General features: G+C 41.0%; 12 protein-coding genes. All 12 read left to right on the plus strand.

Annotated features, from left to right (window positions below):
- Positions 1–10 precede the first annotated feature (10 nt).
- Complete coding sequence (locus tag CVS91_RS09590; protein ID WP_021087663.1) at positions 11–577, plus strand: CheB methylesterase domain-containing protein; 567 nt, start codon at positions 11–13, stop codon at positions 575–577.
- Entirely contained in the window at positions 567–1,391 is an 825-nt protein-coding gene (locus tag CVS91_RS09595) for a CheR family methyltransferase (RefSeq protein ID WP_107831799.1), read from the plus strand. Before CVS91_RS09590 ends, CVS91_RS09595 begins: the two co-directional genes overlap by 11 nt.
- 88 nt (positions 1,392–1,479) lie before the next feature.
- Complete coding sequence (gyrA, locus tag CVS91_RS09600; protein ID WP_107831800.1) at positions 1,480–4,101, plus strand: DNA gyrase subunit A; 2,622 nt, start codon at positions 1,480–1,482, stop codon at positions 4,099–4,101.
- 44 nt (positions 4,102–4,145) lie between these two features.
- The gene (locus CVS91_RS09605; RefSeq protein WP_021087651.1) at positions 4,146–4,646 is read left to right on the plus strand and encodes an LPP20 family lipoprotein; all 501 of its coding nucleotides are present in this window, start codon (positions 4,146–4,148) and stop codon (positions 4,644–4,646) included.
- A complete protein-coding gene (locus tag CVS91_RS09610; protein WP_107831801.1) occupies positions 4,622–5,014 on the plus strand; it encodes a hypothetical protein in 393 nt (130 codons plus the stop codon). Before CVS91_RS09605 ends, CVS91_RS09610 begins: the two co-directional genes overlap by 25 nt.
- Before the next feature lie 12 nt (positions 5,015–5,026).
- Positions 5,027–6,181 (plus strand): sigma-54-dependent transcriptional regulator, encoded by a 1,155-nt coding sequence (locus CVS91_RS09615; protein ID WP_107831802.1) that lies wholly within the window; start codon positions 5,027–5,029, stop codon positions 6,179–6,181.
- Positions 6,182–6,251: 70 nt separating this feature from the next.
- Positions 6,252–7,277, plus strand: coding sequence for an aspartate-semialdehyde dehydrogenase (locus CVS91_RS09620; RefSeq protein ID WP_107831803.1), 1,026 nt, complete (start codon positions 6,252–6,254; stop codon positions 7,275–7,277).
- A 92-nt stretch (positions 7,278–7,369) separates the two neighbouring features.
- Complete coding sequence (locus CVS91_RS09625) at positions 7,370–7,876, plus strand: YqhA family protein (protein ID WP_103596252.1); 507 nt, start codon at positions 7,370–7,372, stop codon at positions 7,874–7,876.
- A 92-nt stretch (positions 7,877–7,968) separates the two neighbouring features.
- Entirely contained in the window at positions 7,969–8,991 is a 1,023-nt protein-coding gene (hemE, locus tag CVS91_RS09630) for a uroporphyrinogen decarboxylase (protein WP_107831804.1), read from the plus strand.
- Positions 8,981–9,895, plus strand: a complete 915-nt coding sequence (locus tag CVS91_RS09635; protein ID WP_107831805.1) for a radical SAM protein — start codon at positions 8,981–8,983, stop codon at positions 9,893–9,895. Before hemE ends, CVS91_RS09635 begins: the two co-directional genes overlap by 11 nt.
- A gap of 3 nt (positions 9,896–9,898) precedes the next feature.
- On the plus strand, positions 9,899–10,717 hold the full coding sequence (locus tag CVS91_RS09640) for a pyridoxamine kinase (RefSeq protein ID WP_107831806.1): 819 nt from the start codon (positions 9,899–9,901) through the stop codon (positions 10,715–10,717).
- 148 nt (positions 10,718–10,865) lie between these two features.
- On the plus strand, positions 10,866–12,042 hold a 1,177-nt coding region (locus CVS91_RS09645), incomplete at its 3' end, for a cache domain-containing protein (protein ID WP_159071416.1).

Consider the following 12,042-nt stretch of genomic DNA (forward strand, 5'->3'; position numbering starts at 1 on the left):
AAGGCAATTAGTGGCTCAAAAACTGGTCTTAATAGGGGCTTCTACAGGAGGCCCAGGTCATATAAAAAAACTATTAAAAGATATAAATTTAAATGGTGCGATGGTCGTCATAGCTCAGCATATGAACAAGATGTTTATAAACTCATTTGTCACGCAAATGGGCAGGGAGTGCAATATAAATGTTGAAATTCTAAGCGAAAAGACAAATTTAAGAGAAAATATCGTCTATATCTGTGATCAAAATTTTGAAATTTCAGCGACTTTGCCAGTTAGTGCAAAGCCACAACCTGAGATAAAAACGATATATACGCCAAATGTTGATGTACTTTTTAACTCAGGCACGCAGATCTCCAAAAATGTAAATTTACTTGCGATCTTGCTAACTGGCATCGGCGATGATGGCGCAGCTGGGCTTGATAAGCTCTATAAAGCAGGTGCAAAATGCATAGCTGAAAATGAAGAGAGCGCGATAGTTTATGGCATGCCAAAGCGTGCTAAAGAGCTAAATCAAAATTTAAAATCGTTAAATTTAATGATGATAAGAAAAGAGCTTGAGGAGTTTTTAAATGCTTTTTAACAAAGTGGATAAACAAAGCGAAGTTTTAGAGGCAAAAGCACCAAGCGATATGGATGGATTTAACGAATTTATGAGCACTATAAAGACGCTTTGCGGGGTTGATCTGGAGCCAAAGAGAGACATCACTCTGCAAAGAGTTAGTATATTTGCCAAAAATCGCCAGATAAAAAGCTTTAAAGATCTAGTTTCGATGATAAGATTTGACACGCTGCTTAGGCAAGATCTTTTAAATTTAGTCACCGTAAATGAGACATATTTTTATAGAGAGTTAGCCCAGCTAAAAGACGTGATCTACTACGCAAAAGAGCTTGGGGAGGCTAGAATTTTATGCGCGCCTTGCTCAACTGGCGATGAGGTCTATTCGCTTGCTATGCTTGCTTATGAATTTGGTCTTAAACAAAGTGATATCCAGCTAACTGGCATCGACATAAACTCAGAAGCCATACAAGCTTGTAGCGTAGGAAGCTATGGCGAGAGGAGCTTACATAGGCTAAGCGAGTTTCAAAAGGAGAGATTTTTTACAAAAGTTGATGATAAATTTCAGATAAAAAAAGAAATTTTACCAAGGTGTGAGTTTAAAATTTTAAATGTTTTTGATGATGCGATGTTTAATCTTGGTAAATTTGACATCGTCCTTTCAAGAAATATGATGATATATTTTGACGACGAATTTAGGCTAAAATGCGTCGAAAGGCTTCATAAGCTACTTAAGCCAGAGGGCAGGCTCTACGCAGGACACGCTGATCTTGTGCCATACACCCCACTTTACACAAAGCGTTTTTCAAACGGAGCTACATATTACGAGCGCGCTTAAGGGTTAAATTTAACCCAGGCCGCTTTGCCCTTAGCAAGTTTTTATCAATTTTTGGCTAAAATCCCACAAGCTAAATTTAAGGATAAAAATGAAAGACAATCTACTTGAATTAACTCAAGATATCGCTTCAGTTGATATCGAAGATTCTATAAAAAATAGCTATCTTGACTACTCTATGAGCGTCATCGTCGGACGTGCTTTGCCTGACGCTAGAGACGGACTAAAGCCAGTTCATAGAAGAATTTTATACGCTATGGATAACCTCGGCGTTGGCAGCAGAAGTGCTTATATGAAGTCAGCTCGTATCGTCGGTGAAGTCATCGGTAAGTACCACCCACACGGCGACACAGCGGTTTATGACGCACTTGTTCGTATGGCTCAGAAATTTTCTATGCGTTATCCAGTCGTTGATGGACAAGGAAACTTTGGCTCGATTGATGGCGACAGCGCAGCTGCGATGCGTTATACCGAAGCTAGAATGACCATGCTTACTGAAGAGCTTTTAAAAGATATCGACAAAGACACGGTTGATTTTGTGCCAAACTACGATGATAGAGAGGTCGAGCCAGATGTTTTGCCTAGCCGTGTGCCAAATTTATTATTAAATGGCTCAAGCGGTATCGCTGTTGGTATGGCGACAAATATCCCGCCACACAGCCTTGATGAGCTAATAGACGGTCTTTTGCTCCTTCTTGAAAACAAAGAAGCAACACTTGAAGAGGTGATGGAATTTATAAAAGGCCCAGACTTCCCAACTGGCGGTATCATCTTTGGTAAAAAGGGCATCATAGAGGCCTACCGCACAGGTCGTGGCAGGGTCAAACTAAGAGCCAAAACTCACATAGAAAAAAAGCCAAACAAAGATGTCATTGTCATCGACGAGCTACCTTATCAAACAAACAAAGCTAGGCTTATCGAGCAGATCGCTGAGCTTGTAAAAGATAAGCAGATTGATGGAATCAGCGAGGTTAGAGATGAGTCTGACAAGGACGGCATCCGTGTAGTCATCGAGCTAAAACGCGACGCAATGAGCGATATCGTGCTAAACAATCTCTTTAAATCAACCACGATGGAGAGCACTTTTGGCGTTATTATGCTTGCTATTAATAACAAAGAGCCAAAGGTATTTAACCTTATCGAGCTACTTAAGCTATTTTTAAATCACAGAAAAACGGTTATCATTAGAAGAACGATATTTGAGCTTGAAAAAGCGCGCGCAAGAGCTCACATCTTAGAGGGTCTAAAGATCGCACTTGATAACATCGACGAAGTGATCGAGCTTATTAGAAATAGTGCTGATACAGCCGTTGCTAGAGAAGGCTTGATGAGTAAATTTAACCTCTCAGAGCTTCAAGCAAACGCTATCCTTGATATGCGTCTAAGCAAGCTTACAGGCCTAGAGAGAGAAAAACTAGAGGCTGAGTTAGCCGAGCTTATGGCTGAGATCGCAAGACTTGATGAAATTTTAAAGAGCGAGACATTGCTTGAAAATTTGATCAAAGAAGAGCTTTTAGAGATCAAAAATAAATTTAAAGTACCAAGAGTAACTGAGATCGTTGATGACTACGATGATATCGATATCGAAGACCTCATACCAAATGAAAATATGGTCGTAACCATAACTCACCGCGGCTACATCAAGCGTGTGCCAAGCAAGCAGTATGAGAAGCAAAAACGTGGCGGCAAAGGCAAAGTAGCAGTCACAACATATGATGATGACTTTATAGAGAGCTTCTTTACTTCAAATACTCACGATACGCTTATGTTTGTGACAGACCGCGGACAGCTATACTGGCTAAAAGTCTACAAAATCCCAGAGGGAAGCCGCACAGCAAAGGGCAAAGCAGTTGTAAATTTGATCCAGTTGCAGCCTGATGAGAAGATAAAAGCGATCATCCCAACGACTGACTTTGACGAGAGCAAATCTCTAGCATTCTTTACTAAAAACGGCATCGTAAAACGCACAAATTTAAGTGAGTTTAAAAACATCCGCTCAGTTGGCGTAAGAGCTATAAGCCTCGATGAGAATGACGAGCTAGTAACTGCACTCATCGCTCAAACATACGATGATATGCCAGTGACTGACCCTGAAAATGAGTTAAGTGTTGAGACAGAGGTGCTTGAAGTTGAAGAGCTTCAAAACGAGATCGATGAAGATAGTGCAAATGCCGAAGAGGACGCAAACTCAGGCGATGAGACAATGCTATTTGTCGTTACCAAAAAGGGCATGTGTCTTAAATTTAAGATCAGCAAGGTTCGCCAAATGGGAAGAACAGCACGCGGCGTAACTGGTATCAAATTTAAAGAGCCAGGCGATGAGGTCGTAGGCGCTGCAGTCATCGAAAGCAATGACCAAGAAATTTTAAGCATATCTCAAAAAGGTATCGGCAAGCGCACAACCGCTGATGAGTACCGCTTGACAAATCGCGGTGGCAAAGGCGTCATCTGCATGAAGCTAACAAGCAGAACAGGCGATCTTGTTGGCGTTGTGATGGTTGATGAAGAGCAAGACCTTATGGCTCTAACATCAAGCGGCAAGATGATCAGAGTCGATATGCAAAGTATCCGCAAAGCAGGACGTAACACAAGCGGCGTGATCGTCGTAAATGTCGATGGCGACGATGTTGTAAGTATCGCAAGATGCCCTAAGGCTGAAGACGGCGAGGACGAGGATGAAGCACCAAGCGAAGATATGGGGCTTTTGGAATAGATTTTGCTGTTAAATTTTAAATAAAAGCATAAAAAAGGTTGTTTATGAAGGTTAAAATTTTATCTTTTGCTTTGATGGTTGCTATTTTTGGCGGTTGCTCATTTAACGGCTTTATGGGCGAGCCAACTAGCACATCAAACCGCAACGTAGTCATCCAAAAGGTCGATAAAGACGATCTTAGAGAGGTGATGAAAAAAGAGAAGATGATATATGATAGCGCTCCAAGAGAGACTACATTTAGAGCCACAGGCGAGGGGATAGCTCCGCTAAATTCGCTCTCGTACGCTCAGTCGGTTACTCTTGCAAAAAGAGCGGCGATGGCTGATGCTTATTCGCAGCTTGCTGGCAAGCTTTATGGCGTAAAGATCAACGCTGAAGACACCGTAAGAGACGCGATGCTAAACGACTCATCTATCACTTCAAAGGTTCAAGGCCTTGTCAAAAACGCAAGGATCGTAAGTGAAAATTTCAAAGACGGGCTTTATAAGGTAAATATGGAGCTTAAGATAGACGAAGATAAGTGGCGAGAAGTCTTTTCTTACTAACGATACTTTTAAATTTCGCCTTTTGCCTGGAGGAGTTTATCTTCTGGGCAAAGGTCGATACGACAAATCATATTATCGCTCATGAGGAAATTTCATTTTCAAAGGCGATGACCCTTTCGCCAAATCCAAAACCAAAATTTCTTTGCCAGATAGACGCTTTTAAAGACGAAAACACCACAACACTTGGCTTTTTATATTTACATAAAGATGAGATATTTGACTGCTTTGCCTTAAAAAAAGTGATGATAAAAAATGAGCTAAAAGTCAAAAATACACAGATCTCAAACGCTTCAAATTTGAAAATTTTGCCAGTTAGATTTATGGTGGAATTTAAGCCAAAATCCGCTATCATCGGCACACTTCAATAAAAAAGAGATCAAATGAATATCGTCATAGTAGAAGATGACATCAATATGCGAAAGTCGCTTGAGATCGCGCTTGGTGAGTATGATGAGCTAAACATCAAAAGCTATAAGAGCGCAGTTGAGGCTCTAAAAAAGCTAAGCGACGACACTGATCTAATAATCACCGACATAAACATGCCAAAAATGGACGGACTTGAGTTCATTAAAGAGCTAAACGGCAAATTTGACGTCATCATAATGACTGGAAACGCGACACTTAATAAGGCGATCGAGAGCGTTAGGCTTGGCGTGAAGGACTTTTTAACCAAGCCATTTGACGTCTCAACGCTTTATGAGGCGATAAAAAGGGTAGAGGCGCTAAAGCAAAAGACTCCAAAAATTTCAAAAAAAGCTGAAGAAAAAAGCGAAAATAACGGCTTTTTAGCTACTTCAAAGGCGCTAGAAGCCACGCTAAATATCGCGCTAAAAGCTGCAAGAACGGACGCTTCTGTTATGCTTAGTGGCGAAAGCGGCGTTGGCAAGGAGGTCTTTGCTAAATTTATCCACGCAAACTCACCTAGAAAAGATGCGGCATTTATTGCTTTAAATATGGCAGCGATACCTGAAAATTTGATAGAAAGTGAGCTTTTTGGCTTTGAAAAGGGCGCATTTACCGACGCAGCTACTACCAAAAAAGGGCAGTTTGAGCTGGCAAATGGCGGAACGCTATTTTTAGATGAGATCGGCGAGATGCCTATAAATTTACAGCCAAAGCTGCTTCGTGCGCTTCAAGAGCGCGAGATAACAAGGCTTGGCGCCACAAAGAGCGAAAAGATAGACGTTCGCATCATCTGCGCTACAAATGCAAATTTAGAGCTTGCGATGAAAGAGGGCAGGTTTAGAGAGGATCTTTTCTACCGCCTAAACACGATCCCGCTTTTCATCCCGCCACTTCGCGAGCGAAAGGATGAAATTTTGCCTATCGCACAAGATGCTTTAGAAAAATGCTGCAAAGAGTATGGCTTTGAGGCTAAAAATTTCTCAAAAGCAGCCAAAGAGGAGCTTTTGGGCTATGATTATCCAGGCAACATAAGAGAGCTCATCTCAGTTGTGCAGCGTGCAGCTATACTAAGCGAGGGCGATGAAATTTTACCAAAAGATCTATTTTTGCAGGCGAGAAGTAAAAAATAGGTAAAAATTTAAGTTTTTGGCTAGTAAAATTATGCAAATTAAGAAAATTAAAAGAAACCAAGGAGAGCAGATGAGAAAATTTAACGTAGCAGTCGTTGGTGCTACTGGAGCGGTCGGCGAAGAGCTTTTTAGAGTTATGGAAGAGGTTGATTTCCCAGTTGGTGAGCTTTTGCCGCTTGCAAGTGCCAAAAGTGCTGGCAGCGAGATAGAATTTAAAGGCAAAAACTACAAAGTAAAAGAGCTAACAGAGAAAGTTTTTAGCGAGCACGAGGTCGATATCGCATTTTTTAGCGCAGGTGGCTCAGTTTCAGAGAAATTTGCCAAATTTGCAGCTGATAGCGGCGCAGTAGTCATCGATAATACCAGCCATTTTAGGATGGATAAAGATATCCCACTAGTCGTACCTGAGTGTAACCCAAGCGACATTGCCATGTGGAAAAACCGCGGCATCATCGCAAATCCAAACTGCTCAACCATCCAAATGGTGCAAATTTTAAAGCCACTAAACGACGCTTTTGGTATCAACAGGGTCGATGTTTCTACCTACCAAGCAGCAAGCGGCGCTGGCAAAGAGGGCATGGAAGAGCTTGTCGTGCAGATGCAAAAGTTTTTTGAATTTAAGCTTGATGAGTGCGAGCCAAAGGTCTTTGCGCACCGCCTAGCGTTAAATGTGATCCCTCACATCGATGTATTTTTGGACAATGACTATACAAAAGAAGAGATGAAAATGGTCAATGAAACGCAAAAGATCCTTCACAAAGATATCGAAGTGAGCGCTACTTGCGTGCGTGTGCCGGTGCTTAGAAGCCACTCTGAGGCGATCACTATCCATTTTGACAAAGATGTGAGCGCAGATGCGGCAAGAGAGATATTAAGCAAGGCGCCAAGCGTCGTCGTAGTCGATAATCCAGCCCAAAAAGAGTATCCGATGCCTATCATCTCAAGCGATACAAACGAGACTTATGTTGGTAGGATCAGGGTTGATAACTTTAGATCAAATGTGCTTCACCTTTGGTGCAGTGCCGATCAGATCCGCGTGGGAGCTGCGACAAATGCCGTCAGGATCGCACAAAAATGGACCATGATGCAGGAGTAGTCTGCACTAAAATTAATTGTGATTTTGCGCCTAAAATTTAAGGAAAAAACTATAAAATACCCCCTTTTTAAATTTCATAAAAAGGGTTTTTATTGCGTAAAATATTTGAGAGAATTTTGCTTGCAAGCAACAGTTTCACGCTTTTTCCAGTAGTCTTTGGACTTTTAGGTGCGATTGTGCTTTTCATCATCGCAAGTTATGATGTCGGCAAGGTGCTTTTAGAGGTTTATAAATATTTCTTTGCTGCAGATTTTCACGTTGAAAATTTCCACTCAGAGGTCGTTGGTGAGATAGTTGGAGCGATCGATCTATACTTGATGGCGCTTGTTCTTTATATATTTAGCTTCGGAATTTACGAGCTTTTCATCTCAGAGATCACACAGCTAAAGCAGTCAAAGCAAAGCAAAGTGCTTGAAGTGCATTCGCTTGATGAGCTAAAAGACAAGCTTGGCAAAGTGATCGTCATGGTTTTAATAGTAAATTTCTTCCAAAGAGTGCTTCACGCAAACTTCACAACTCCACTTGAGATGGCTTATCTTGCGGCTTCTATCCTAGCGCTTTGCCTTGGACTTTACTTCCTTCACAAGGGCGAACACTAAAATTTTAAGCGTTTTTACGCTTAAAATTTCTTCTACATCTTTTCTTTAGCTATTTTTGGATAATATCCCTTTAAAAATTTAAAGGAAATTTTATGATTTTCATAGACGCTTGCCTTAAAAAACCGACCCCATATACGCCTGTTTGGATGATGCGCCAAGCTGGCAGATATCTGCCAGAATATATGGCTGTAAGAGCTAAAGCAGGGGACTTTTTGTCACTTTGTAAAGACTATAAAAAGGCTAGCGAGGTCACGCTTCAGCCAGTTGAAATCCTAGGCGTTGATGCGGCGATTTTGTTTAGTGATATCTTGGTCGTGCCTCTTGAAATGGGCATGGACTTGCGCTTTGAAAAGGGCGAGGGACCAGTTTTTACAAAGCCTTTGCGTGATGAGGCCGCACTTGATGCGCTTAGCATCGAAAGATCGGTTAAAAGCTTAGCATACGTTTATGATACGATCAAGCTTACAAGAGAAAATTTAGCTAAAGATAAGGCGCTCATTGGCTTTTGTGGCGCACCTTGGACGATAGCTACATATATGATAGAGGGTGGCGGTAGCAAAAACTATGCAATCTGCAAAAAGATGCTCTATCAAAATCCAGAATTTTTACATCAAATCTTAGAAAAAGTGACGCAAGCACTCATCCTTTACGTCAAAGAGCAGATAAAAGCTGGCGTAAATGCGGTGCAAATTTTTGACAGCTGGGCGGCTGTGCTTGAAGAGCAGGCTTATTTTGAGTTTGGATTTAACTATATAAACAAAATAGTTGATAGCGTCAAGGCTGAGTTTCCAGATATCCCAGTCATCGTTTTCCCAAAAGGCATAAGCGGCTATTTAGATAAAATTTCAGGTAAATTTGATGTTTTTGGCGTCGACTGGAGCACGCCGATCGAGCTAGCAAAAGAAAAACTTAGCCCAAGATACGTCCTTCAGGGCAATATGGAGCCAACAAGGCTATATAGCAAAAAGGCGATCGATGAGGGTGTGGATAAAATTTTAAGCACAATGAAAGGCGCACCGCATATCTTCAACCTTGGTCATGGGATCTTGCCAGACGTGCCAGTTGAAAACGCAAAATATTTCATAAAAGAGGTTCAAAGAAAAAGTGCAAGATAGCACTGTTGTCTTTGGGCCGATAAATTCGCGCCGTTTTGGCATGAGCCTTGGTATCGATCTAAGCCCAAAGCAAAAATCATGTAATTTTGACTGCGTTTATTGCGAGCTAAAGGGCGCAAAGCCAGTTGAAGAGATAGAAAATCCACCAAGCGTTAATGAAATCATAAGCGCTTTAAAAGAAGCTTTAAAAGTTCATCAAAATATCGATGTCATCACGCTTACAGCAAATGGCGAGCCAACTCTTTATCCGCACTTAAAAGAGCTGGTGGCAAAAGTAAATGAGATAAAAGACAAGGCAAAAACTCTCATCCTAAGCAATGGCTCAGGCGCGAGAGATCAAAAAATTTGTGAAGCGCTAAAAGGGCTTGATATAGTGAAATTTAGCCTTGATAGCGCCGTGCAAAGCACATTTAAAAAGATAGACCGCAACAAAAGTGGCATAGAAGTTAGCGAGCTTGTAAAAGCAATGGCTAAATTTCGCAAGGAATTTAAGGGCGAGCTTGTGCTTGAAATTTTGGTCGTGGCTGGATTTAACGACAAAGAAGAGGAATTTATGGCGCTTAATGAGGCCATAAATGAGATAGTCCCGCACCGAGTGGATGTGGGCACGATAGATCGCCCGCCAGCTTACAATGTAAAAGGTGTTGATGCTAGTAGGCTTGAAGAGCTTGCAAGCAAGATAAAAGGCGTGCCAGTCACCATAGCTAGGGCTCACAAGGTAGAGCAAAAGTATGAATTTAGCAAGAGCGAAATTTTAGCCATGCTAGAGCGCCGTCCGCAAACTACGGCAAATGTCGAAGAAAATTTCTCAGAGCACTCAAAGCAAATTTTAAATAAGCTCTTGCAAGACGGCGTGGTTTATCAAACTGACGTTGCCGGCGTTAAATTTTATAAATTGAGATGATAGATGAAGCGAATTTTAACTATACAAGACATCTCGTGCGTGGGCAAATGCTCGCTCACCGTCGCACTTCCCATAATCAGCGCCCAAGGCATCGAGGCGTGCATCTTACCAACGGCACTGCTCTCAACTCACACTGGCTTTAAAAATTTCACTTTTCGTGATTTGACTGATGAATTTGACGCTATAACGCAGGTTTGGCACAAAGAGGGCATCAGCTTTGATGGAATTTACACTGGATTTTTAGGTAGTTTTAGGCAGCTTGAGCTTATAGAAAAGGTCTTTGCTGAGTTTGATAGCGGCTCTTTGCTAAGGCTTGTGGATCCTTGTATGGGCGATAATGGCAAGCTCTATCACGGCTTTGATGAGAAATTTGTGGCAAAGATGAGAGAGCTTTGCACAAAGGCACACGTCATCACGCCAAACATAACTGAGGCAAGTTTTATGTGTAAAAAGTCATTTTTAAGCGAGGGATACGGCGAGGATTACATTTTAGAGCTGCTTAATGGCTTGGCTAGTTTTGGCGCGCAAAAGATCGTTTTAAAGGGCATTAGGTATAGGCAAAATGAGTGTGGTATCATAGCTTACGATGCAAAGACGAAAGAAAAAGTGGAGTATTTTCACGAGTATTTGCCCTTTCACGCAAGTGGCACCGGAGATATATTCGCTTCAGTGCTTTTTGGCTCACTCATAAATGGCGAAAGCATGCAAAATGCTATCAAAAAGGCAGCAAATTTTGTGCTTGAGAGCATCAAGATCACACTAAAAGATAATAACCGCACAAGCTATGGTGTGCAGTTTGAAAAATTGCTTAGAAATTTTTAGCACTTTAGGGCAGGGAGTGATTTAAATTTGTGTCATTATGACCTCGTAAAGTGACATAGTTAAAACAAAATTTCGGATTTGTTTAAATTAATTTTACTTTTATATAAAAAGTTGAATAATTATGCAAATATTGATCAAGGAGTGATTTATGAAGTCTTTAAGGATTAAAATTTCTGTTATTTTGACAGCTGTGATCGTGCTGCTACTAATCGGCGTTAGCCTCATTAGTTACAACATAGCTCGCAACCTATATACAGAAAAAGTTGTGAAAGATGAGCTGCCACTAGCTGTCTCTAACGTTGCAGGTGAGATCGGCTATGCCATAGATAAGATCATCAACACCTCTTATCAGATGACTAAAAACGACTATCTTCTCAAGTGGATCGACGAGGGTGAGCCAAAGGACGGGTTAGCGACGCTTTTTAACTACAACACCGACCTTATGAAGGCGTTTAACCTCTCAACGGCGATGTTTGTCTCTGATAAAACTCTAAACTACTACACAAACGACAAAATTTTAAAACAGCTTAGCAAGGATAATCCACGCGATAGCTGGTACTTTGACGTTAAAAATGGCAAAGAGGTAAATTCTCTAAACATCCAAGTCTCAGAAGCTACTGGCTCGCTAACGCTTTATGTAAATAGTAAGGTTGAAAAAGACGGCAAATTTTATGGCGTCAGCGCGATAGGCATGAACCTTGATGACATTGTAAATTTAGTCACTTCAAAAACCATGGGCGAGGGAAGTAAATTCTTAATGGTTGATTCAAGTGGCATCGTAAAGATAGAAAAGAGCGACCGGGTCGGCAAAGTAAATGTAAAAGATGTCCTTGGCAAAGAGAAATTTGATGTCTTGATGAATAAAAATGGCAGCGTCATCCGTCACTTTGATGGCACGAGAAATTTGATAATTGGCTCAAAATATATCCCAAGCCTTGATTGGTACCTATTTGGAGAGATGGACGAAGATGTGCTTTTAAAAGATTTGCATACACTATTTTACTCAGCTATCGGCGTTATCTTAGCAGCGATCATCATCTCTGTGATAGTTTCACTTCTAATGTCGTCTTACCTCCTAAAAATCATCCTCAAACTAAAAACAGGCCTACTATCTTTCTTTGATCTACTTAACTATAAGACAAATAAAGCAGACCCTATATATATAAATTCTAAAGATGAATTCGGTGTTATGGCACAGCTCATCAACGAAAACATCAAAAAGATACAAGACACTGCTAATCAAGATGCTACTGCTGTTAATCAATCAGTATCAACAGCTAAAGAGATAGAAAAAGGAAATTTAAAAGCTAGGATCACAGAAAACC

The sequence above is a fragment of the Campylobacter concisus genome, from assembly GCF_003048985.1.
GTDB classification, from domain to species: domain Bacteria; phylum Campylobacterota; class Campylobacteria; order Campylobacterales; family Campylobacteraceae; genus Campylobacter_A; species Campylobacter_A concisus_AY.